Origin of the sequence: Sulfitobacter sp. SBS6 (assembly GCF_048285585.1) — a bacterium.
Lineage (GTDB): Bacteria > Pseudomonadota > Alphaproteobacteria > Rhodobacterales > Rhodobacteraceae > Sulfitobacter > Sulfitobacter pontiacus.
On the sequence record NZ_JBLWBA010000002.1, the window covers coordinates 24698 to 47765 of the forward strand.

At 56.2% G+C, this 23068-nt stretch carries 25 protein-coding genes and 3 pseudogenes; 10 read left to right on the forward strand and 18 right to left on the reverse strand.

Features of this window, described 5'->3' with window-relative positions; all coding sequences use genetic code 11:
* Positions 1–6: 6 nt before the first annotated feature.
* Both ACNQ62_RS00195 and ACNQ62_RS00200 read left to right on the forward strand, forming a co-directional pair.
* Entirely contained in the window at positions 7–1494 is a 1488-nt protein-coding gene (locus ACNQ62_RS00195; protein WP_418093891.1) for an aldehyde dehydrogenase, read from the forward strand.
* Positions 1495–1600: 106 nt separating this feature from the next.
* Positions 1601–2293, forward strand: a pseudogene (locus tag ACNQ62_RS00200) (IS6 family transposase).
* A 296-nt stretch (positions 2294–2589) separates the two neighbouring features.
* Here ACNQ62_RS00200 and ACNQ62_RS00205 read toward each other — a convergent pair.
* Positions 2590–3207, reverse strand: a complete 618-nt coding sequence (locus ACNQ62_RS00205; protein ID WP_418093892.1) for a TetR/AcrR family transcriptional regulator — start codon at positions 3205–3207, stop codon at positions 2590–2592.
* A 69-nt stretch (positions 3208–3276) separates the two neighbouring features.
* Between ACNQ62_RS00205 and ACNQ62_RS00210 the strand changes: the two genes are divergently transcribed.
* From ACNQ62_RS00210 to ACNQ62_RS00225, 4 genes and pseudogenes are all read left to right on the forward strand, one after another.
* Positions 3277–3813 carry a redoxin family protein gene (locus ACNQ62_RS00210; protein WP_418093893.1) on the forward strand — a complete coding sequence of 179 codons (537 nt, stop codon included), beginning with the start codon at positions 3277–3279 and terminating at the stop codon, positions 3811–3813.
* A gap of 56 nt (positions 3814–3869) precedes the next feature.
* A complete protein-coding gene (locus ACNQ62_RS00215) occupies positions 3870–4337 on the forward strand; it encodes a YybH family protein (RefSeq protein ID WP_064215955.1) in 468 nt (155 codons plus the stop codon).
* A 52-nt stretch (positions 4338–4389) separates the two neighbouring features.
* Positions 4390–4797 carry a hypothetical protein gene (locus ACNQ62_RS00220; protein ID WP_418093894.1) on the forward strand — a complete coding sequence of 136 codons (408 nt, stop codon included), beginning with the start codon at positions 4390–4392 and terminating at the stop codon, positions 4795–4797.
* Positions 4798–5000: 203 nt separating this feature from the next.
* Positions 5001–6188: pseudogene (locus tag ACNQ62_RS00225) on the forward strand (IS3 family transposase).
* A gap of 108 nt (positions 6189–6296) precedes the next feature.
* On the opposite strand, the gene ACNQ62_RS00230 reads toward ACNQ62_RS00225, so the two are convergent.
* Entirely contained in the window at positions 6297–6722 is a 426-nt protein-coding gene (locus tag ACNQ62_RS00230) for an Lrp/AsnC family transcriptional regulator (protein WP_418093895.1), read from the reverse strand.
* A gap of 128 nt (positions 6723–6850) precedes the next feature.
* On the opposite strand from ACNQ62_RS00230, the gene ctlX reads away from it, so the two are divergent.
* Positions 6851–7789, forward strand: a complete 939-nt coding sequence (ctlX, locus tag ACNQ62_RS00235) for a citrulline utilization hydrolase CtlX (protein ID WP_418093896.1) — start codon at positions 6851–6853, stop codon at positions 7787–7789.
* 60 nt (positions 7790–7849) lie between these two features.
* Here the strand turns inward: ctlX and ACNQ62_RS00240 are convergent.
* From ACNQ62_RS00240 to ACNQ62_RS00295, 12 genes and pseudogenes are all read right to left on the reverse strand, one after another.
* Positions 7850–8473 (reverse strand): annotated as a pseudogene (locus ACNQ62_RS00240) (IS3 family transposase); the annotation flags it as partial.
* 177 nt (positions 8474–8650) lie between these two features.
* Complete coding sequence (locus tag ACNQ62_RS00245) at positions 8651–9538, reverse strand: DMT family transporter (protein ID WP_418093897.1); 888 nt, start codon at positions 9536–9538, stop codon at positions 8651–8653.
* Between the two features lie 165 nt (positions 9539–9703).
* Positions 9704–10492: an ornithine cyclodeaminase family protein gene (locus ACNQ62_RS00250; RefSeq protein WP_418093898.1), complete on the reverse strand. Its 789-nt coding sequence runs from the start codon at positions 10490–10492 to the stop codon at positions 9704–9706.
* Positions 10493–10638: 146 nt separating this feature from the next.
* A complete protein-coding gene (locus tag ACNQ62_RS00255) occupies positions 10639–10992 on the reverse strand; it encodes a RidA family protein (protein WP_418093899.1) in 354 nt (117 codons plus the stop codon).
* 20 nt (positions 10993–11012) lie between these two features.
* Positions 11013–11333: a quaternary ammonium compound efflux SMR transporter SugE gene (sugE, locus tag ACNQ62_RS00260; RefSeq protein WP_418093900.1), complete on the reverse strand. Its 321-nt coding sequence runs from the start codon at positions 11331–11333 to the stop codon at positions 11013–11015.
* Between the two features lie 24 nt (positions 11334–11357).
* The gene (locus ACNQ62_RS00265) at positions 11358–12407 is read right to left on the reverse strand and encodes an ornithine cyclodeaminase (RefSeq protein WP_418093901.1); all 1050 of its coding nucleotides are present in this window, start codon (positions 12405–12407) and stop codon (positions 11358–11360) included.
* A complete protein-coding gene (locus ACNQ62_RS00270) occupies positions 12388–13296 on the reverse strand; it encodes a DMT family transporter (protein WP_418093902.1) in 909 nt (302 codons plus the stop codon). The genes ACNQ62_RS00265 and ACNQ62_RS00270 overlap by 20 nt, the downstream gene beginning before the upstream one ends.
* Positions 13286–13921, reverse strand: a complete 636-nt coding sequence (locus ACNQ62_RS00275; RefSeq protein WP_037942125.1) for a cysteine hydrolase family protein — start codon at positions 13919–13921, stop codon at positions 13286–13288. Before ACNQ62_RS00275 ends, ACNQ62_RS00270 begins: the two co-directional genes overlap by 11 nt.
* A gap of 61 nt (positions 13922–13982) precedes the next feature.
* Complete coding sequence (locus ACNQ62_RS00280; protein WP_288959927.1) at positions 13983–14768, reverse strand: ABC transporter permease; 786 nt, start codon at positions 14766–14768, stop codon at positions 13983–13985.
* Between the two features lie 4 nt (positions 14769–14772).
* Positions 14773–15462: an ABC transporter permease gene (locus ACNQ62_RS00285; protein ID WP_418093903.1), complete on the reverse strand. Its 690-nt coding sequence runs from the start codon at positions 15460–15462 to the stop codon at positions 14773–14775.
* 75 nt (positions 15463–15537) lie between these two features.
* Complete coding sequence (locus ACNQ62_RS00290) at positions 15538–16308, reverse strand: transporter substrate-binding domain-containing protein (RefSeq protein WP_037942129.1); 771 nt, start codon at positions 16306–16308, stop codon at positions 15538–15540.
* A 55-nt stretch (positions 16309–16363) separates the two neighbouring features.
* A complete protein-coding gene (locus ACNQ62_RS00295; RefSeq protein ID WP_418093904.1) occupies positions 16364–17158 on the reverse strand; it encodes an ABC transporter ATP-binding protein in 795 nt (264 codons plus the stop codon).
* Positions 17159–17275: 117 nt separating this feature from the next.
* Between ACNQ62_RS00295 and ACNQ62_RS00300 the strand changes: the two genes are divergently transcribed.
* Positions 17276–18169: a LysR family transcriptional regulator gene (locus tag ACNQ62_RS00300; protein ID WP_418093905.1), complete on the forward strand. Its 894-nt coding sequence runs from the start codon at positions 17276–17278 to the stop codon at positions 18167–18169.
* 332 nt (positions 18170–18501) lie between these two features.
* A complete protein-coding gene (locus tag ACNQ62_RS00305; protein WP_418093906.1) occupies positions 18502–18810 on the forward strand; it encodes a hypothetical protein in 309 nt (102 codons plus the stop codon).
* Between the two features lie 180 nt (positions 18811–18990).
* Here the strand turns inward: ACNQ62_RS00305 and ACNQ62_RS00310 are convergent, their stop codons facing one another.
* Genes ACNQ62_RS00310 through ACNQ62_RS00325 form a run of 4 tightly spaced genes read right to left on the reverse strand, consistent with a single transcriptional unit; the run spans position 18991 to position 22298 of the window.
* Positions 18991–19959, reverse strand: coding sequence for a YeeE/YedE thiosulfate transporter family protein (locus tag ACNQ62_RS00310; RefSeq protein WP_418093907.1), 969 nt, complete (start codon positions 19957–19959; stop codon positions 18991–18993).
* Positions 19960–19980: 21 nt separating this feature from the next.
* Positions 19981–21438: a dihydrolipoyl dehydrogenase gene (locus ACNQ62_RS00315; protein WP_418093908.1), complete on the reverse strand. Its 1458-nt coding sequence runs from the start codon at positions 21436–21438 to the stop codon at positions 19981–19983.
* A gap of 23 nt (positions 21439–21461) precedes the next feature.
* The gene (gene grxC / locus ACNQ62_RS00320) at positions 21462–21734 is read right to left on the reverse strand and encodes a glutaredoxin 3 (RefSeq protein ID WP_288959922.1); all 273 of its coding nucleotides are present in this window, start codon (positions 21732–21734) and stop codon (positions 21462–21464) included.
* A gap of 60 nt (positions 21735–21794) precedes the next feature.
* The gene (locus ACNQ62_RS00325; RefSeq protein ID WP_037953736.1) at positions 21795–22298 is read right to left on the reverse strand and encodes a YkgB family protein; all 504 of its coding nucleotides are present in this window, start codon (positions 22296–22298) and stop codon (positions 21795–21797) included.
* Between the two features lie 135 nt (positions 22299–22433).
* On the opposite strand from ACNQ62_RS00325, the gene ACNQ62_RS00330 reads away from it, so the two are divergent.
* Positions 22434–23021 (forward strand): TetR/AcrR family transcriptional regulator, encoded by a 588-nt coding sequence (locus ACNQ62_RS00330; RefSeq protein WP_288959921.1) that lies wholly within the window; start codon positions 22434–22436, stop codon positions 23019–23021.
* Positions 23022–23068: the final 47 nt, after the last annotated feature.

Consider the following 23068-nt stretch of genomic DNA (forward strand, 5'->3'; position numbering starts at 1 on the left):
CTTGACATGACAGAACAAGCCCAAATCGACACGCTGCGCACCAAGGCTATTGCGCCCCGGAAACTGCTGATCGACGGGCAGCTCTGCGACAGCGAGACCGGCCAGACCGACAATGTGATCTCGCCCCTCGACGGCTCCGTGCTCACCACCACCGCCGCTGGCAGCAAAGGCGATACCGAGCGCGCGATTGCCGCGGCGCGTCAGGCTTTCGACGACAAGCGCTGGCGCGGGATGCCGCCCGCGGCGCGCAAGAAAATCATGCTCAGGTGGGCCGAGCTGATCGAGGCCGAGATGCTCGACCTGGCTGTGCTGGGCGTGCGCAACAACGGCACCGAAATCGGCATGGCCCTGAAAGCAGAGCCGGGATCGGCCATTGCCACCCTTCGTTTCTACGCAGAGGCCATCGACAAGGTGTACGGCGAGATCGCGCCAACCCCGGGTGACATCCTCGGTTTAATCCACCGCGAACCGATTGGCGTGGTGGCTGCGATCATCCCCTGGAACTTCCCGCTGATGATCGGCGCATGGAAGTTGGGCCCGGCCCTCGCGGCAGGAAATTCAGTCGTACTCAAACCCTCCGAGACTGCCTCGCTGTCGCTTCTTCGGGTTGCAGAATTGGCCCTTGAGGCCGGGTTGCCAGCCGGTGTGCTTAACGTCGTGACCGGCGAAGGCAGGGTCGTTGGGGAGGCGCTGTCGCATTCCATGGATGTTGATGTGGTCGTTTTCACGGGGTCGGGCGCGACAGGTCGTCGGCTTCTTCAGGCCTCCGCCGCGTCGAATATGAAGCGCTGCTACCTAGAACTGGGCGGCAAGTCCGCCAACGTTGTGTTCGCCGATGCCAAGAACCTGACCGAGGCCGCGGCCGTCAGTGCCGCCGGGATCTTCCGCAACTCCGGCCAGGTTTGCGTGGCTGGATCTCGACTTCTGGTGGAGCGCTCGGTTCATGATGACTTCGTCGCCGAACTGGCGAAGGCCGCCAAGTCCATGCGCGTGGGCGACCCGCTTGATCTGACAACACAGGCCGGCGCAATCAACAATGCCACGCAACTGGCGCAGAACCTGTCTTTCGTCGAAACCGCGCAGGCCGAAGGCGGAACACTCTACCAGGGCGGCCAGCGCGTCCTCGAGGACACCGGAGGCTATTTCATGGAGCCAACAATCATCACGGACGTGGCCGCGCATCACAGCGTCGCACAAAAAGAGGTGTTCGGTCCGGTTCTGGCCGTCACCGCATTTGAGGACGAAGACGACGCCATTCGGCTCGCCAACAGCACCGATTATGGCCTAGCGGGCGGCGTCTGGACGTCTGATCTCTCGCGAGCGCATCGTATGGTGCGCGAAATGCACACCGGTGTAGTGCATGTAAATACCTATGGCGGACCTGACGTCACAGTGCCGATGGGCGGTGTGAAGCAATCCGGGAACGGACATGACAAGTCGTTGCACGCTCTCGACAAATTTCTGGATCTCAAGACCGCCTGGGTAAAGCTCTAGCGCGCGTCGGCCCTAGCATGCGCAAGGGAGGCTTATGAAGGGGCATTGCCAACATGTTTACGAGTTCTGAACTGGTTATCGCTCGCGCACGAAGGTAACAGCCACAATGCCTCGCCTGAAGGGTTTTCGTTTTCCGCGCGAGGTCATCGCTTATGCCGCCTGGACCTACCATCGCTTTGCGCACAGCACAGCCGATGTCGAAGATCTACTCGCGGAACGCGGTGTGACGGTCAGCCGGGAGACGATCCCGCAATCGGTCAACCGCTTTGGCGGCCATTTCGCGAGTTGCATCAGGCGAGACCGGCCTGGGGCGGCCGACAAATGGCATGTGGATGAAGTGATCGTACCGATCAACGGTCGGAAATGCTGGCTCTGGCGGGCGGTTGATGCGAACGGTGATACGCTTGATATCCTCGTCCAATCATGGCGGAATGCTAAGGCCGCCCGGCGCTTCCTGAAGCGATTGATTTCGAAATTCGGCGAACCTCGCATTGTGATCACGGACAAACTGCGAAGCTACTTCAAGCCGATCCGTGATCTTGCACCGGATGCGGATCACCGGGCACACAAAGGGCTGAACAACCGGATCTAAGGATCTCACAGGCCAACTCGAAAGCGCGAGAAACCGATGGGTCGGTTCAAGTCCCCGCATCAGGCCCAAAGGTTCCTCGCCGCTCACGATCAGATCAGCACCGTCTTTCGACCCCGCCGCTATCAACTCTCTAGCATTTCATACCGTCACGCCAGAACTGATGCTTTCCGCCTCTGGGACAGTTACGCTCTCGGAATGACCGCCTGACAGACGCCCCCAGGAAGCTTCCATGCCGGCGCAAACAAGTTGGCAATGCCGTTTGTGGTGCGCGATCGCTGACCATAACCGCTGAAACGGCGCACCGGACCGGACACCTAGGATAGAAGGTCAGACCGAGCGCTTCATTGTACTCGGCCCGGTTCTTCACACGATATTTTGCCTTCGCGAACTTATCCCGCCGCGACGCGTTGGATTTGAAAGGCATCCCAGCATCCCGCAGTCAAATCAAAGGAACAGGTACGCATTGGAAACGATTTGTGTAAATCGCCCACTGAACACAAAGGTCAGCTTTCACAACTTGCCAGCACTGAGCTTACGTACTTGTCAATGTCGCTAGCCAGATCGTCATCGGTGAACCCGGCGCGTGCGCGGAACACCATACCCTGCCGCAAGTCAAACATCAGCTTGGCCCGATCCGCGCTCGGGAAGTTTTGCGGTAAATTGCCAAGCATCACTTCTTGTTCAAAGCGGGCCGTGATGCGTTTGTCTGTCGATGTGATCGCATCTTGCAGCAATTCGGCAGTGCCATTTACATGCCCCGCGCTTGTCGCGACACACGAGACAAGAAAGCACCCCTTTGCTCCACTGTCATGATGTGTTGAGTAGTCAACCACGGCCTCGAAGAAGGCGCGAACAGCCTTTTGAATATCGGGCACGGTCTCCAGTGCGACCAAAGGAGTGCAAGCGTCATTGGTCGCATAGCTGTTGATCGCTTCAAGGTAGAGGCCGTGCTTGTCGCCAAACTCTGCATAAAGACTGGGACTGTTAATCCCCATCTCATCCGTCAGCAGCTTCATTGACGCGCCTTCGTAACCCTGCTTCCAGAACACGCCGATGGCCTTCGTGAGGGCTTCATCACGGTCGAAGGTTTTGGGCCGTCCAACTTTTTTTGTGTCGCTCATTACAAAACTCCTTGACCTGTCGTTTTGACGCCTTTTATAACAATCATCATAAAATACAAGGATAGCAAAATGTCATCGCAAAAAATTCCCGCTGGATCACGATTTCCGGCAATCACTGTATCAAAACTGGGCGGGGGTGATCTTACGCTCGGTGCGCCGCAAGACGGCCATGATTGGCAAATGATCGTCGTCTATCGCGGCAAGCACTGCCCGATGTGCACCAGCTACTTGAAGGATTTGGAAGTCCTGCTGCCGGAGTTTCACGCTTTGGGAGTAGATGTGGTCGCGGTCTCCGCCGACCCCGAAACCAAGGCGAGCGACCAGATCGCACTTGTGCAGCCAAGCTATCCTGTTGGGTATGGTCTCAGCCTGGATCAAATGCACGACCTTGGGCTTTATGTGTCCGATCCAAGATCGGCAGAAGAAACGGATCAACCCTTCGCAGAGCCAGGTATCTTCGTCGTCAACGCAGATGGTCAGGTGCAGGTCACGGATATCTCCAACGCGCCATTCGCCCGGCCCGACCTGAAAACCCTGCTTGGCGGTCTGCGCTTTATCCGCAACCCCGAAAACAACTACCCAATCCGGGGGACGCGCGCCGCTTAAGGCGCACCCTCATCTTACCACCTAAAATCAATACACTAAACTGAAAGGACAAGCTCATGCGCTTGACATCCGCTCTCTCCACGAGTGCCCTCGTTGCCTCTCTGGCGCTGCCAGTCATTGCTGAAACACAGGCCCAATCGCAGGCCCGTGAAAGCCTGATCGCCTTCAATGATAGGTTCAATGAACTGGCTGCAACCCATGACGCGGCCGGGCTTATCGCTCTTTATGATGAGGATGCATTCTGGATCGCGCCTGCGACCCCGCCAGCGCAAGGCCGCGACGGTGTTCCGCGTCAGACCATCAACTTCATGAGCGAGAACAAGGGCGAGCTGTCGCACACGATTGAGGACCTGTTCATTTCTGATGATGGGACGCAGGCGGTAATGAAAGGCATCACACGCGCCCTCGTAGAAAGCCAGGGTTTCCAGCTTGAAGGGTCATACGTTTACGTCCTTGAGCGCGAAAACGAAGACGATGAATGGCAGATCGTGCTGGATATGTTCAGCAACTACGCGACCGAGTAGATCGCTCGCGCCAAACCTCACGAACACAACTTTTCCCAAAAGGACCAATACAATGGCTATGACCGAAAACCACGCAAACGCAGCCGCCGTCAAATCATCACTGGACGGGCTGATCCACGGCGTCTCAGGGCATTCGTTCGAGGTGCTGGACAACCTCTATCACCGCGACATGCAGACTTATCTGCTGCTGAACGATGGTACGTTGATGCGCAACGACAAACCCGAATTCATGGAGATGATCAAGCATAACATGGGCGCGCTGAAGGATGACAACCCTTGGGTGCAATACCATCTGGTCGAGGCCGATGACACGCATGGGCACATCGTTGTCAGCCGCAAGAACAACGCGACCGGTCGCTATCAGCTCATCTCGCTCAGCATCGACTTCGTTCTTGAGGATGGCCGCTGGCAGATCACGCGTGAAGTCATCATGACGCGAAACGACGCGACACACGCGTAAAAGCATCGCCGCAACGCTCAGAGGAACACTTCATGAAAACCCAAAATTCTGTCTCCCGCCTCAATCATTAGGTCTTTGCGACTCTGTTTCTTGGCATGGCGGGCTTTGGGTTCTACCTCGCTTACGGTAGCCTGGAGCTTATCCTGAATAGCCCCTAGATTTGTAGACGCTTTCTTCCCTAACTTTGAGGCAAGGAGGCCGTTATGGGGAAGCCAAATTTCAGTGAAGATTTCAAGCGCGATGCCGTCCATCAGATAACAGTGCGGGGGTATGCCGTTCGCGAGGTTTCGGAACGGTTGGGCGTCAGTACATATTCGCTCTACAAATGGATGAAGCTCTACGCAAAAGCTGCGTCACAGACATCATCTGTTGACCATGAAGCTGAGAACCGCAGGCTCAAGCGTGAGTTGGCGCGGATGACGGAGGAGCGTGACATCCTAAAAAAAGCGGCCGCGTACTTCGCAAAGGATGCAAGGTGAAGTACGCGTTCATTGCCGAGCACCGCCCTCAGTATTCGGTACGCAGGATGTGTCGTTGCCTCAATGTCCATCCCAGCGGATTCTATGCATGGATTAAAAATCCATTAAGCCACCGTGCGCGTGAGGATGCGCGTCAGACCAAGCTGCTCGAAGAAGCTTGGAACGACAGTGGCAAGGTCTACGGATACCGTAAGCTACATGACGATCTGGTGGAGTTGGATGAGACCAGTTGCCCAAACCGTGTTGCCAGGTTGACCCGTTTGGCCGGGATCCGCGCAGAGATCGGGTACAAACGTAAGCCGGGCAAGTATGGTGGAAGGCCGTCAGTCGTCGTCGACAACACGTTAGACCGGCAGTTTGATGTGACAGCGCCAGACACCGCCTGGGTGTCTGATATTACTTATATCAAAACCTATGAGGGGTTTCTCTATCTGGCGGTTATCATCGACCTCTACTCACGACGCGTGATCGGCTGGGCGACACAATCGCGGCAACCAACAGACCTCGTGCTGCAAGCCCTTCTGATGGCTGTCTGGCGACGCAAACCTAAGCGACGCGTCCTGATCCACACGGATCAAGGCGCACAATACACCAGCAAGGACTGGGCGGCGTTTCTGCGAGCCCACAATATCGAACGCTCGATGAGTAGGCGCGGGAATTGCCATGACAATGCGCGCGTCCATTGTCCTCGGACCAATGGCGGACAAACACTTGCCTGAGAGCTTCTTCAACCTGCTCAAACGGGAACGCGTCCGGCGTCGAACATATAAAACCCGCGAGCAGGCCAGACAGGACATCTTCGACTACATCGAAATGTTCTATAACCCGAAACGCAAACATGTCAGAAACGGTATGCTGTCGCCTGTCGACTACGAAAACAGACAGTTCAATGTGAACCAAGAAGGTGTCTAGGAAACCAGGGGCTATTCAAGTTACGCTCTCGAGATGACCGCCTGACAGACGCCCCCCCAGGCAGCTTTCATGCCGGCGCAAACAAGTTGGCAATGCCCCCAGTAATGGTCATACTGAGCTAAGAAGTATCGAAGTTTCACTGTTTGTGATCCCTGGAATGCCCCGCACTTCGCGCAACACACGGTCGAAATCACTAAGGTTTTCTGCGCTGAGCTGCGCAACAAGATCCCAATTTCCATTGGTTGAATGCAATTGATGAAGCGCAGCTATCCCGCGCAAACTACGGATGACTTGGGTTGTGGATTGGCCTGATACCTCGATCATCATGATCGCCTGAACCCCATTCGGCCCGCTGTCTTCGCGAGCGCGAATGGTAAATCCCAACACCGCGCCACTGTCCAACAATCTGTCCAAACGTGTCTGCACGGTCGCACGGGATACCTGCAGCAATGTTGCGAGTTTCGAGATCGGTGCCCGGCCATCATCGCGCAGGATCGCGATCAGCTTTCGGTCGAGGTCATCGTAGATGTGCATGGCAATATTTATACTCTAACATAGCAAACTGCGCAATATGACTTCAAATTCTTGTTTGCATGGTCGTGCAAACTGCCATCACGGCAGCCTATTCTCTCCGTACACCCCGCAGCACAAGGCTCGTTTCCATGTCCCGTTCTTCCATTCAGGCACCGTCGTCGGTCGTCATGATCCGCCCACATCATTTCACGCCCAACACATTGACGGCGCGGGACAACCATTTTCAGACCAGCGGTGGCGCAGACACTGCACGTGTCGCCCGAACCGCGCTTGACGAAGTGACCCGCGCCGCCGAGTCACTCAGGAATGCGGGTGTGCGGGTGCATCTTTTCGAGGACGAAGGCACGTCGACACCGGATTCTGTTTTTCCGAACAACTGGTTTTCGACCCATTCCGGCGGGCATGTCGCCATTTATCCAATGTATGCGCCAAACCGCCGCGCTGAACGGCGACAGGATGTGCTGGAGATGTTGAAACACACCTACCGTGTCCAGGATATCATCGATTATTCCGGTCTGGAACAGGACGACCTGTACCTCGAAGGGACCGGTGCCATGGTGATCGACCATTTGGAACGGGTCGCCTACGCAGCACGCTCCAAACGCACCAGTGAGATATTGCTTGAACGCTTTTGCACCCATTTTAACTACGAGCCAGTGGTCTTTGATGCTGTTGATGCCCACAGTCAGCCAATTTATCACACCAACGTTTTAATGTGCATCGGAACCGATTTTGCAATGGTCGGTCTAAGCGCGCTTCCCGATGCCGCCCGTCGCCGGGATGTGGCCGAGCGGTTACGCCGGGGCGAGCGGGACATTGTGGATCTGACGCACGCGCAAATCTCCAACTTCGCGGGCAATGCCATCGAATTGCAGGGACGGGATGGGCAGATTTTGGCCTTGTCGTCCCGGGCTTTGCAATCGTTGGAGCCTGCACAGATCAAAACGCTGGAACGCCATGTCTCGCTGCTGCCGATAGATATTCCTACCATCGAACACGCCGGTGGCTCTGTCCGCTGCATGATTGCCGGGCTACATCTGAGCGCCCGTTCCCCGCAAAACGCCTGACAAGGTTCCCATGTCTCCTATTGAACCGCACCGGGTTTTCCAGAGGCTAATTTGTCTTAGTTACGCGGCCATGTCTGACCTTTCCAGAGCCGCGTGATAATTTGCCTCGACCTCAGTTGGTGCGATGTCTCCGATAGACTCCATTAGGCGGCGGTTGTTGAACCAATCTACCCATTCGAGGGTGGCATATTCGACCGCTTCAAAGCTGCCCCATGGGCCACGCCGATGAATGAGCTCGGCTTTGAACAGGCCGTTGATCGTTTCAGCCAGGGCGTTGTCATATGAGCCCCCCGACGCTACCGACGGGCGGAGCAATTTTGGCTTCTGCCAGCCGTTTAGTGTATTTGATCGACAGATATTGCGATCCGGGTGATGCACCAGTTGGGCTTGAGCTGGCGTGTGTTGATAAATGGCCTGTTCCAACGCATCCAACACGAAGCGTGCATTCGCGGTGCGGCTGGCGCGCCAACCAACAATCCGCCGTGCATAAACATTGATGACGAAGGCCACATACACAAAGCCTTGCCATGTCGCGACATAGGTGAAGTCGCTGACCTAGAGCACGTTTGGCGCTAGCGCATGAAATTGGCGGTTCACCTTGTCCAAGGGGCACGGCAGCGCCTTATCTGGGAGCGTTGCCTTTGGCTTCTTGCCGCGCACAACACTTTCGATCCCAATGGCCTTCCCCTTCTCGGCTTGTTCGGTCGTGGTGCCGCCCCCCTGCCCTGTGCCATTTCATACCATCCGCACAGCATGCTCGCGCACTTCTGGTGAATACTTGTTCGTTGTCTTGAAAATAATACTCCATCCTACTCATAAGTTGGAGCCTCCGGCAAACCCGCGGCGGTTCAATACCAATGGTTATTCGACTGTGTTGCGCCGCCAGATAATGAACAAGCCTGAAGAGACGATCAACCCAGATCCAAGCAGCATCGTAGAACTTAGGCTTTCCCCAAATAGCACAACACCGAGTGTGATCCCAAAAAGTAACCTTGTGTAACGAAAGGGGGTCACGGCAGATACTTCGCCTGTGCGCATCGCTTTCATAAGGCACGAATACGCAGCGACGCCCGACAGAATGGCACCGGCTAAGTTAAAGGACGTGTATACATCAGGAAGGACAAATGAAGCACCTTGCCAGATTGAGAATATCGACCCAGCAACCACAATCGACAAGAACCCGTAAAGTCCAAGAATGGATGTGCTGAGCGTTGCTGGAGCTGCTCTGCTGGCCAGATCCCGGCCTGCAAAACCGATCATGCCGACGATTGCCAAAACCGACAGCATTGAAAAGCTATCTGTTCCGGGCTGAATAATAACGATGACACCAACCAGACCAATAAAGATTGCAGACCATCTGCGCCATCCAACTCTTTCGCCAAACACCATGGCTGCACCTGCCACGACAACCAAGGGTGTCGCTTGTAAAATTACAGTTGCTGAGGACAATGGCGTCACCGCAATAGCAAGAACGTAAAACAGGCGTCCAATGATCTCAAATACCACGCGAATGCGCATTGGCCGCGAAACGACGTCTTTGATAAACAAAGGTTCATTATTTAAGCGGGCCATACTGGCAAACATCACCGCACCACCCAAGCCAAAGATAATCAGGATTTGACCAACGGGTAACGCGTTAGACGCGGCTTTCACAAAAGCGTCCTCTATGGCAAAAATAGCCATTGATGCGATCATCCAGATGCTACCCAGCATGTTCGCTTTATGACCTGTTAGAATGGTTGAAATCATGAGAGGTCCGATGCGGCAAGGAAGAAAATATGGTTCTTCGCTACGTACACCGCAGCGAATTAAGGAAACAATGTCGTAGTCTCATCAAGCAGCTATTTTGACAGAAAACCCTCATGTACAAGCACCCGCCGCGATGGCCAGAAATGAGGGCTAAGGGTTGCGGGTTTACGAGCCCCAGTTCGACAGTGCTTTGGCAATCATCAGATCAAGATGCGCACCGCCGCCGTTTTTGAAAACGGTGATGGTGTCAGGGGCGCTCCGACCGGTCGCGCGCTGTGTCAGATCATAAAGATCGCCCCGCACATCGGACCTGCGAATAGTGCCTTCGTTCAATGGGATCAGCAATTCGCCAATATGACCAAGCGTGGTATCGAAACTATCAACAAAGATCTCTGCACGCGTCAACAATGCGTCGTTGGCTTCACGCATGTCAGCTTTGAAGGCTCCAATCAGGTCAACATGGGTACCGGGCGCGATCCGCTTTCCGTCAAGAACAGGCTGTTTGCTCATTGTTGCTGTTGAAATGATATCAGCCTGTTTTACGCCCGCTTCAAGATCCTCAATTGCCTCAACGGCGGCTTTCTGATGCGCGTGTAGCCCTGCCAGCACGCGGCTTTTTCCCGGATTTCGGCCCCATAACAAAATGCGCTCCAAACCCGGAAAAAGCGCAGAATATGCGCCTACCAGACTGTCCGCCACGATGCCCGACCCCACTATCAAAAGTGTCTTACTATTAGGGCGCGCCAAAAGAGACGCGCCATAAACGGAATCCGCGGCCGTTTTCCAATAGGTCACCAAGCCACTATCGACGACGGCCAGCGGCGCTCCTGTTCGATCGTCAAAGATCAGCATCGCGCCCTGCACGGATGGCCTTTGGTACTGCACATTGTCGGGAAAAACGGTGAAGGATTTCACCCCAACGCCGAACCCCTCAATCCATGCGGCGCGGTTCACAAAGCTGTCTTCTTTACGGTTCAGGAACTGATCCGTTATTTGCGCGGGGGCACGGGTGTGCCCCTTTGCAATCGCGTCAACGGCATCTGTCCAGCCAAAGCCGGGCGGCAGGGATGCCGCGTCAATGTAGGGGATACCGGCGGGCATCACTTGCGCGCAGCAATCAAAATGACCTCGACCTTGTATTCCGGCGTGGCAAGCCGGGCCTCGCCGCAAGCACGGGTCGGGGCATGACCCTCGGGAACCCACGCATCCCAGACCGCGTTCATCTCGGCGAAATCGGCCATGTCCGCCAGCCAGATTGTTGCCTGAAGCATGTGTCCTTTATCGGATCCGGCCTCTGCCAGCAATTTTTCGACCGACGCAAGGCAATCGCGTGTTTGTTGTTCTACGCTGTCGCCGGGGTTTCCGACCTGACCAGCCAGATAGATCGTATCGCCGTGCGTGACGATCTGAGACATGCGCGTGCCGGTGTGTTTTCGGGAAATCGAAGTTGTCATTGCATAGTCCTCTTCATTGGTCAGGTGGTTGAGACGAGTTTCAGTCCGACAATCCCCGAAAGGATGAGCAACACGCAAAATATCCGCGCAGCGGTCGCTGGTTCAGCAAAATAGACGATTCCGAAAATCACCGTGCCGATGGTGCCGATGCCAGTCCAAATCGCATAGCCTGTCCCAAGAGGGATGCTGCGCAACGCAAGCCCCAAAAGGACAAGGCTGACAATCATTGAGGCCGCCGTCAGCACGCTAGGCCAGAGCCGCGTAAAACCGTCGGTGTATTTTAGCCCGACGGCCCAGCCCACTTCGAACAGGCCCGCGAGAACAAGGAGAAACCAAGCCATTTACCGATCCTTTGCTGCCAAAGCTTATTGGTTTGCGCGTTCGAACATGCCGAATAGGTCGCGGGGGTCGTCGGGGTCCGCGACCATATCAAGGTTGGAAAACCACAGCGTTCCCTTGATCGCCGTCAGCACATAGCGCAATGCGCTGAAATCCTCGATCGCAAAGCCGACGCTGTCGAACAGCGTGATCTGTTTTGCGTCAGTGCGGCCCTTGGCCTTTCCAGAAATCACCTCCCACAATTCGGTCACGGGGTGGTCGTCCTCGAGCTGCTGGATTTCGCCTTCGATGCGGGTTTGCGGCGGGTATTCCACGAATATTTCGGAGCGCAGCAGGATGTCGCGGTGCAATTCGGTTTTTCCCGGACAATCGCCACCAATCGCGTTGATATGGACACCGCTTCCGACCATGTTGTCAGTTAGGATCGTGGCATTCTGCTTGTCCGCAGTACAGGTCGTGATGATCTCTGCCCCCTCCATGGCCTCTTGGCCCGATGTGCAGGACACTACTTTCAACCCGTGCCGTTTCAGGTTGGACGCACAACGCGCCGTGGCCGACGGGTCGATATCATAAAGGCGCACGGTGTCGATGCCGCAGATTGCCTTGAATGCGAGGCACTGGAACTCCGACTGCGCACCGTTTCCGATCATCGCCATGATACGTGCGCCTTTAGGTGCAAGGTGCCGTGCTGCCATTGCCGAAGAAGCGGCCGTGCGTAATGCGGTCAGCAAGGTCATTTCCGACAGGAGTTTCGGATAGCCTGTGTCCACATCCGCCAGAAGGCCAAATGCGGTGACGGTCTGCAACCCCTCTCTGGTGTTCTTTGGGTGGCCGTTCACGTATTTGAAACCGTACATCTCTCCGTCAGATGTCGGCATCAATTCGATTACGCCCACTGCAGAATGGCTGGCGACACGCGGTGTCTTGTCGAAGAGCTCCCAGCGTTTGAAGTCGGCCTCAATAGCATCGGCAAGGTCGCACAGGACTTTTTCGATTCCGATCTGGTGGACAAGGCCCATCATGTTTTCGACAGACACAAAGGGGACATAGGCGAGTTCAGACGGCGATGGGGGCATTTGCTTTTTCTTTCTGGCTGAGGGCCATCACGATGCCAGAGAGCAAGATCACAGCGATCCCCGCCCAGGCGAGTGGATTGGTGGCCGTGCCCCAAAGCAGAAACGCCCAGAGGCTGGCAAAAATTAGGAACGAATACTCGAATACGGCGACCACGGCAGGGTTCCCGATCCGGTAGGCTTGGGCAATCAGTGTTACCGCGACTACAGCGCCCACGGCTTGAAACAAGGTGAGCCACAAGAAGCGAGCGCTCGGCGCAGTCCAAGGCGCGGTGATGAAGGCATCGCCGGGCCAGATCGTTACGACTGCCAACATGATCAGGCCAGCCGCGCCGATGGTGACAAATATCCCGATTGCCAAGGCAATTGCGCTTTCATCGCTGCACCAGTGACGGGTCAACATCATGCCCAGACCATAGAATAACCCGGCGGCCAGAGGCATTAAGGACAGTAGGGTCAGGTTCGCAAAGTCGGGTTGCAGCAGCATCAAAGCGCCAGCGAAACCAATGACCACGGCAAACGCCCCGATTGGACCGATCCTGTGACGGAACAAAAGGGCGGACAACAATACCACCCAAAGCGGCGCGCTGAACAGACCAGCCCCCGCTTGTGACACGGGCAAGGTCCCGAGTGCGGCAAAGTAGATCAATAAACCGACCGAGACCGCAAGGCTGCGCCCCGCAAGTCGAGGCAGGTTGACGGGTCGTATCACACGCCCCGACATCCGCGCTGCCACCAGCAATAACGGCACGGCGAACATAGTGCGAAACGCCTGAAACTGCCACAGGCCGGCCTCTTGGCTGACGGGGGCAACGAAGTTGTCTATGAAGCTAAGGACCGCTGAGGCGGCCAGCGCGAGGCCAACCGCCATAAGCGTTTTATCAGGCAGCATCGGTTGCCACATTGGATTGCATGGCCTCCAGCACCTCTTCGAGCGAACGCACTGCGCCGTGTTGCAGGTACTCGACTGCTTTGAGTGAGGCATCATGCGCCTCGCGGCTTGAGCCAGCGACGCAATCCTCGATTACGCGGCAGAAGTAGTCACCCTGATGCGCGTCCACGAAGGTGTAGTGTACGCATACATCGGTCAAGCCGCCCACAAGGATCAGAGTCTCCGCCTTGAGACCCTTCAACAGGATTTCCAGATCGGTGCCGTAGAATGCGGAATAGCGGCGCTTGGAAATGCGATAATCATCCGGGCGCATACCCAACTCTTCTTCGGCAAAGGCAGTCAGCGGGTTGCTGTCAAGGCAATGCACGTCCTCGTCGCCATCGGTTTCGCGGCCCATGTCGATCAGGTTGGCGCGGTGAATTTCCTGAATGAAGACCACCGGAATGCCGACCTCGCGCGCCTTGTCGATCGCTACTTTGGAACGCGCCATGCGCTCTGCGTAGTCCGGCATATGAGCGATGGCACGTTTGTCGTCGGGAATTGGCGCAAAGGTGGATTTCTGGATGTCGATGACGATCAGCGCCGCGCGCCCTTCGATCAAGTCTCGTTTTTTTGAAGTTGTCATTGTTTTGCCTCTTACAGGAAGTGATATGAGATTTTGTGGATCGAGGAGTGCGACCCGCCGGTCATGCCGCCACTCTGGCGCTGCCGGGCGCGGGCGTTTCACGGGGCCGCAAGTGCCCAAGGAAGCGTTTTTCGGCCATTCGGAAAACAAAGGTGATCAGGAAGACGATTGCCATGTAGAACACCATCGCCGTCAAAAACCCCTCATAGGCCAGATAGTAACGGCCATTCAGCCAGCGCCCCACGCCCAACAGATCCTGCAAGGTGACAGTGCTGGCGATGACAGACCCGTGCAGCGTGAAGATGACTTCGTTGGAATAGGCCGGCAGGGCGCGGCGGAACGCATTGGGCAAAACCACCAACCGCATCCGAGTGAAGGGCGACATGCCACAAGCCTTGGCTGCTTCGACTTCACCGTGGGGTGTCGCCTCAATCGCGCCGCGCAGAAACTCGGTGGTATAGGCGGCGGTGTTCAGCGTGAAGGCGATGATCACGCACCACCACGGTTTGCTGAGGATCGGCTCCCATAGGAAGCTTTCCTGCACGACGGTAAATTGCCCGAGACCGAAATAGAACAGATAGACCTGCACCAAGAGCGGCGTGCCGCAGAAAACATAGGTATAGACGCGGATTGCCGGGCTTAGGAACGGCTTGCGATAGGCGCGCGCGATGGCCAGTGGTACAGCGATCATCCCGCCCACAAGAAGAGCGAGGAATGTCAGTTGAAGCGTGACCAATGCACCATCAAAGAACCGCGGCAGGTTGTCGTAGATCAACACGAAATCAATCGGAGATCGCGTTTCGCTAAAGCTTTGAAGGTACTCGTAAAAGCTGCGTTCAGATTCCATCGTCTTACGCCTTTCTCACGCCGGCGGCGTATTTGCGGTCAACCGCTCGCAGAGCAAGGTCCGAGATGCCGGTGATGATCAGATAGACAACCATGACCGCGATCATGAAGCTGAAAAGCTGGTGGGTGGAGCGACCTGCCGAAAAGGCATTCCAAACCAGATCATGCAGGCCGATCACCGAAACAAGTGCTGTGGACTTGACCAAGACTAACCAGTTATTCGTAAAACTGGGCAGGGCGAAGCGAACCATTTGAGGCCAAGTGACGATGCGGAAGATCTGGCCCGGTTTCATGCCCACAGCCATTGCCGCCTCGATTTGGCCGCGCGGAATGGCAAGAATTGCTCCCCGAAAGGTTTCCGACATATAGGCCCCGAAAATGAACCCGAGGGTCAGCACCCCAGCAAGGAACTGGTTGATTTCAACGTATCCCCAAAGCCCTGTTGAACTGCCAATCTGGTTCACCAGTGTTTGACCGCCAAAAAAAATGAGCATCATCAACACAAGGTCGGGCACGCTGCGTACGAAAAGAGTATAGACACTTCCCGCACGGCGGATGCTTGGTTTCGCAGACAGTTTGGCAAAGGCACCGATCAGGCCCATGATAACGGACAAAAGCAGCGACAGGACCGCAAGCGCGACTGTGACCAACGTTCCTTCGATCAGGATCTGTCTGTATTCAAAGATCACGTCCATGCGCTGAACCCGTTAGAAAAATGGAAGGGAGGTCAGGGAAACCAGATGGTCCCCCTGACTTTTAGGCTTGGCTGATCACTTGCCGTAAATATCAACGTCGAAATATTTATCGTTGATAGTCGCGTAGGTGCCGTCGGCCCGGATCGCGGCGATCGCCTCGCTCAACTCGCCGGCAAGCGGGTCGCCTTTGCGCACCGCAATGCCTGTGCCTTCGCCAAGACACTCAGGGTCATCCACATCCTCGCCATAAAAGGCAAACCCATCCCCCTGAGGTGTGTTCAGAAAGCCGTCCAATGCACCCAGCGTGTTGTTCAGTTGAAGGTCCAGCCGCCCTGTTGCGAGGTCAGCAAACACATCCTCTTGTGTGTTGTAGAGGCGCAGGTCGGCCTTCGGGAAAGCCTTTTCGACGTGGCATTGCAGGGTCGTTCCTCGCAGAACGCCAATCTTGACGCCTTCTGTGCCGTCTTCAGTCATCTCAAAGGTGGCGCCCTCTTTGGCGATAAACCGCGACGGGGTGAAATAGTATTTCTCCGAAAAATCTACCCGCTTCTTGCGGTCCTCGGTGATCGACAGAGAAGCAACAATGGCGTCGTATTTCCCAGCGATCAGTGCCGGGATCATGCCGTCCCACTCCTGCTCAACCAGCTCACATTCGCGCTCCAGCTCTGCGCAGAGGGCCATTGCCATATCGATGTCAAAGCCTGACAGAGTGCCATCAGCCCCTTTTTGCGAGAACGGAGGGTAAGCGCCCTCAACGCCGATGCGCAAAGTGTCCGCGGTAGCCATGCCAGCCACCAGTGCAACTGCCCCAACTGCGGTGGCAAGTAATGTGTTCTTGAGTGTCATATTCGTACTCCCTTGTTTTCATTATGTTTGTGAAGGCACCTTGCGCGCCCTGTGGTTACTGCCGCGTGGTCGACAGGAATTCTTTGAAACGTACGGTTTCAGGGTCACTGAACATCTGAGCGGGGGCACCCTGCTCCTCGATCAGACCTTGGTGCAGAAAAACGACCTGTGACGAGACATCTCGCGCAAAGGCCATTTCGTGAGTGACAACAACCATCGTGCGGCCTTCTTCGGCCAGCGACCGGATCACTCTCAGCACCTCCCCCACAAGCTCCGGATCAAGTGCGGAGGTCGGCTCATCGAACAACATCACTTCGGGTTTCATAGCCAGCGCGCGGGCGATGGCTGCACGTTGTTGCTGACCGCCTGAAATGTGGGCGGGGTAGTAGTTTCGGCGCTCATACATGCCAACGCGTTCCAACACCTCTTTGGCGTGTTCAATCGCTTCGGCCCGCGACTGTTTTAGAACATGGATCGGTCCTGCAATAACATTCTCCAAGACAGTCATGTGCGACCACAGGTTGAAGGATTGGAAGACCATCGCCAGCCGGGCGCGGATGCGTTCAACCTGTCGCGGATCAGTTGGGTGAGACACGCCGTGGCGATCCTTTGACATTTTGATGTCTTCACCATGGACCGTGATCAAACCGGATGTCGGCGTTTCCAATAGATTGATGCAGCGTAGGAAGGTACTCTTGCCAGAACCGGACGATCCAAGAAGAGAAATCACATCGCCTTCACAGGCCTGGAGGGAAACACCTTTGAGCACCTCATGCGATCCGAAGGATTTGTGCAGATCGGTTACGCTGAGCGAGACATTGGATTTATCGGCGGACAAGGCAGCGACCATGCGGGTTTCCGTTCTGCGTTAGGGAGCAATTCGTTGAATGAAGGCTACCCATCATCAGCCTCAAATCAAAAGCGCGTTTAACTTGCTCTCAGCGAAGGTTTTAACTACGCTGGATGAATGAAGAACACGCTCCGTCATCTGAATGCGCTTAGGGTTTTTGAGGCCGCCGCACGGCATTGTAATTTCGCTAAAGCGGCCAGTGAATTGAATGTCAGCCACAGCGTTGTCAGCCAGCACATCAAAAATCTTGAGGCATGGTTCGGAACCGATCTTTTCATCAGGCATCGCAACCGGGTCGAGCTCAGTGAAAACGGGCGGGACTTGTTGCCCCAAGTCGCGAGCGGCCTTCAAACGCTTACTGACGCCAGTGAAACCCTGTTGCGCAAAACCCGTTCTGGGGCCGTCATGGTCAGCGCAGAACCTGCCATTGCGTCCCTGTGGCTGCGCAAACGTATCACTGAGTTTTGTAATCTGTTTCCGCGGATCGAAGTGGATTTAAGGCCAGCGTGGAGCCCCGCGCAAATCGGCGAAGGGCATGCGGATATCGCTATTCACTTCGAAACCAGAATGCCCGGGAGCGGGATTACCAAAGACCGTCTGTTTCCCATAGATGGCTTTCCCGCCGCGTCCCCACACCTCAATGCCCAACTCACGTCTCAAAATGCCTCTGTGAACTGGAGCAGCGCAACCCTCATTCACGACAATGGCAAAGAGACATGGCACAAATGGTACGCGGCGCATGAACCGCAAAGCCTTGGCTGGAAAACTGGCAAGGTTTATTCGGACCTCTCACTCGCCATTGATGCCGCAATAGATGGTGAAGGCGTTATCCTCGCAGATAATATCTTGTGCGAGCGCGAGTTATCTTCGGGCCAGCTTGTCGCTGTGGATCAACGGGCGATAAGGTGTATCTGGTACGAAATTGGTCTGGACAAGAATACCTCAGGATCGTCCGCCCCGGCGTTTTTCAAGAATTGGTTGTTGGAACAGGCTAAACATTTGCGGACCTGAATTGTTGCGGGTCTGCGCCGATCGGAAAAACGATAGGTTCAGTCCTGAACGCCAGCAACAGCCAAGACATCGCATCAAGCCAGCCTAATTTATAAAAGCTGATGAATAGTGGCGTCGTCGAAAGCTTAAAAACGCGCTCAATTAGTATCAAGATACAGCAATCCCCCCGTTTTTCGGGGATTTGGTTGTAGAAGCTAATGGCGGCTTCGAGCCCGTGTTGCAAGATTTCTGCTTCGCAGCGAATGTCGGCTTTTGGGAGGCGGTCAAAAACCTTCAACAACGTCTTAGTTTTAGAACGCGGTTTTGGGAGCGTCCAATGAGGTGATTTCCGCATGTTCCAAAAACGAGCGTTTTTGAAGCACTTATGGATCGCGCTGTTCCGCGCAAAAGGTTATGAACAAGCAAGCCAAGGAGACACAATGTATTCACACGCTGAACTTGAAACCGCTATTTCAGCCTTACTGGTCGCCGATACCGAAGTTGAGCAAGACGCAGTCTTTAATGACATATCCAACAATACGATATGCCCAGAATGGTCTGATTTGATCTTTCATTCCAACGAGTTTGTGCGCCCAGACGGTAGCATCGATATTCCCGCTGCGGCAGAGAAAATTCTCGCCTACAAGCCAATCATTCTTTAGCCAGCATAATCTTCTCCTGCATCCGCAAGGTTTATCCAAAAACGAGGGTTTTTGGAACGACCCTAAGGTCTGCTGGGCGGGACTTTCCAGACTTTCGCCGCAGCTGCGCCAATGGCGGCTTTGGATGAAGGCGCAAGGTCACAAACGGTCGTTATCGCCGGTGACAGAAACACTTGCGTTTTATGTAGAAAGCCTTCGACGCTCAGCGAGGAACAACAAACAAAGCGCTACTGTCATAGCGAGGTACGCTGCTACGGCGTGGGGTGCGAGCGACGGAAGGCCGTGCACGAGCAGTGTTCCATTGCCACCAGGAATGACTGCTGCAGCCGCACCCATCACGGCGCCTCCGGCAAAACATCTTGCCGCAGATACCGGACTGGGTCGCCGTAGCTGGAAGTCGTGGTACCTGATGGCCGCAACAACTCCTCCCGCGGTGACGGTCATGGCACAGATAAAAACGGGCCAACCGTTCGCTGTAAGCGTCGGATCGACCAGTCGTGCGGCGCGGTTGGACAGGACGCTCATATAGGTCCAGTTCCCGGCCAGGGCATAGAGAAGCCCACCGCTGATCCCTACGATCAGCATGGAGCGATACGGCCCCATGCGGGTGGAGGCTGGGTCACGAAGGCCCCTGATCCATCGGGGAACACGACGATAGAGCGCCAGCAACAGCGAGATGGCCAACACAGCCACGAACGCGCCCCCAAAGTTTGAGGGCTCTTCAAGGGGCGAAGGGACCGGCGCTGTGACGCTGGCTTGCCAAAGACCAGATGACGTCATTGCAGTGGCACCGATAACCATGCCCAGCACGCTGAAGCCAAAGACCAGATTGCCGCCTGTCAGATGCGCCAAGGTCCCAAGAACGCAAGCATTGTTCAGGCGCGCGCCAAGGCCGAAGATGGCCCCCGCGACGGCGACGGACACCGTAACGGGATATCCCGCTGAAAGCGTCACATCCGCCGGAGCCAGCCAATGCAGTGGAACAACCACGGCACCCGCTCCGGCGGCGGCGACGCCGAAGGCGCGGAAACGTGCGCTGCGCCGGTCGACAATCAACGCCCGCGTCGCCAGAACGGCGCAGATGCTGCCACGCCGGATGGCATAGCCGACGAGGAACGACAGTCCCAAGAGTAAGGGGATCAGGATCAAGGTGCCGTTCCTGGCTGCCGCTTACCCGCCCGGTCCGCAGTCGATGCAGCGCAGTGGCGGGTTCGGACCGAATTCCAGCTCGGCGGCCAGATTGCGCAGCGCGGTGCGCAGGCCCTCTTCCAGAACCGGGTGGTAGAACGGACGTTGCAGGGTCTCGATCACGGTCAGTCGGCTTTCGATGGTCCAGGCAAGCAAATGCACGATGTGTTCGGCTGCAGGACCGATCATTTCGGCACCCAGCAGGATCCCCGTTTCGCGCTCTGCATAGACGCGCAGCAATCCCTTGTCCTTTCCGATCACGCGCGCGCGCCCCTGGTCTTCGAACGAAACCTCGCCATAGGCAAAGTCGATCCCAGCCTTCGTGAGATCACCTTGTCCACGCCCGGCGATGGCAATCTGTGGATCGGAAAAGACGACACCCAAACCAGTGCGCCGGGCGCGGCGATAGACCTCTGGATAGCGCGCGGCGTTTTCGCCTGCGATGCGGCCTTCATCTGCTGCCTCGTGCAGCAACGGCAACTCGATGGCAGCGTCGCCGGTCACGAAGATCGAGGACAACCCGTCCCCCGCCGTGTCGGCGCGCATCGACATGTGATCGTGACGCGGTGCGCCCCGTTCATCCAGGATCAGTGAGGTGTTTTCGACGCCGATGGTGTCCAGGTTGGGACGGCGACCAGTGGCCGCCAGCAGGACATCGAAGCGTTCCTCTCCCGTGTCAGCAGCATTGCCCTTGTCGGTCCAGCGTACAACGACCTTGTCGCCATCACGGGAAATCTGCGTGTCCGCATCAAAATGCGCGGCAAACTCGGACTTGAACGTGTCCCTTGCATAGGCCACGAGGTCGGGATCACTCAGGGGGCCGACGGAGTTGCCAAGGCCAAACAGGTGCACGCGCACGCCAAGCCGTGACAGCGCCTGACCCAGTTCTAACCCGATGACACCCGCGCCAAAGACGGCTGCCGAACGCGGCAGATCCTGCCAGTCAAAAACATCGTCATTGACGATCAACCGGTCGCCTGCCGTTTTGAACGGGGGCGGCACGATGGGGCGAGACCCTGTGGCGATGATGACAGTGCGCGCCGTCAGACGGCTGCCATCGGCAAGCTCCAACGTGGTGTCGTCGATGAAGCGCGCGTGTTGCCGGATCAAATGGCGATCCTCAAAACTGTCCACGGCATCATTGACGAAGCCGACAAACCGGTCGCGTTCGCGGCGCACGCGGTCCATCACGGCCACACCGTCGATCGTGACCTCACCGGTGGACACGCCAAATTTGTCCGTATGGCGGGCTTCATGTGCTGCATCTGCGGCAGCGATCAGCAACTTGGAAGGCATGCAGCCAACACGTGCGCAGGTCGTCCCGAGCGGACCACCGTCAATCAAGGCCACGCGGTCGGTGTGTTTCACAACCTCGCGGTAGGCGGCCATCCCGGAAGTCCCTGCGCCCAGGATGGCGACATCAACATCATACTGGGTCATTGCTTTGTCCTTCTTCTTTTAGGTCAGGCAGGTTCCCCAAGGTCCAACAGCGGGTCAAGGTTGCCAGCCGCATTGAGTGCCACAAGATCACTGTTTCCGCCCACATGGAACTCCCCGATGAAGATTTGCGGGACCGTTCTGCGCCCGCCGCTGCGGGCGATCATTTCAGCGCGCAGCAAAGGGTCGGTCGAAACTTCATAATTTTCAAAGATGATCCCCTTGGATTTCAGTAAGGCTTTGGCGGCCTTGCAGTGTGGGCAATAGTCTTTGGTGTAGAGGGTAACTTTGGCGGTCATGGTCTTTCTCCTTTAGCGTACGGAATGCCCGCGCCTCGACGGCGCGGGCAAGTGTGCAGCTCAGTTGTTTCTGGCGATCCGCTTGAGGGCGTCACCCGTCAGGAAAAGCGCACCTGCCAACAAAACGATGTCCTTGAGCAGGAACTGACCCGGGACGACGGACAGGGCCGGAAAGCCACCAAGGCTCGGCTCGGTCACGGGTGCCGTGAACAAAAAGCTGGCGGTGACAAGGAAGGTCGCAAGCGCACCGAGCGCGCCAAGCAGGGCTGCCTTGGGGAATTTCGCACCGATGACGATCAGCGCGGCGGTTGCGATTTCCGCGGTGCCGATCAGGTTGGACGCGCCTTGCAGGCTGAACACGCTGTAAAGCCAGTTCGTCAATGGGCTGGAGGCGACCAGCCCCTCAATGGCACCCGCTTCGTAGGCGGTGAATTTCATCGCACCGATCCAGCCCAATACGATGGCGGTGGAAAAGCGCAGCGTGTGCACGCCAGCGAATGTTACATTATCGGCAAAGGTTGAAAGATCCGTGGCCGGGGTTGCTTTGTCGGTTGCGTATGTCATGTGTGTCTCCTTCTTGACCAATCGGTCTTAAATTTGGTATAGCTGTGCGGCGTCAGTGCCGATGACCCAGACCTAAGAGATAAAGACCGATCGGTCAATAATTAGAATGTCACAGCTTCGCGAGGAACATTTCACATGCAGCAACCCGGTCGCCCCAGGGAATTTGACCCCGACGAAGTACTCTCGAAGATCATGCAGCTTTTCTGGGAGAATGGGTACGAGGGCACAGGTCTGAGCGATATCATCGCGGCCACAGGCATGGGCAAGGCGAGCCTCTATTCCGCATTTGGCAACAAACAAGAGATGTATCTCAAGGCGCTGGCGCGGTACGAGGCGCTTATGGTCGATTCAGCCGTTGCAATCCTGCGCGCTGGTGATCGCCCCCCGTTGGAACGCATCAACGCGTTCCTGTCCGCCCCGATCACAGCCGTGCGTGACAATGCCGACAGGCGTGGCTGTTTTCTGTGCAATGCCGCAGCAGACCGCGCGTCCTTGGACCCAAAGACCGGTGCGCTTGTTCTGCGCGGCTACGCCAAGATGCGGTCAGCAATCACTGAGGCGTTGAACGCCGACAGGCCGGACCAAGACGACGACGCAACCGCGCAGCACGCGCAGCTTGTTCTCACGGTATACTCTGGCCTACGCGTCATGGCCCGGTCGGGCATGAAGAACGAAGACCTTGAAATGGCCAAGATCGCCGTTCTGGAGAATCTGACTGGTTAGACGGACTGCTGCAAAATGCCACGTGCCACAAACCCTTGGCAAATCTC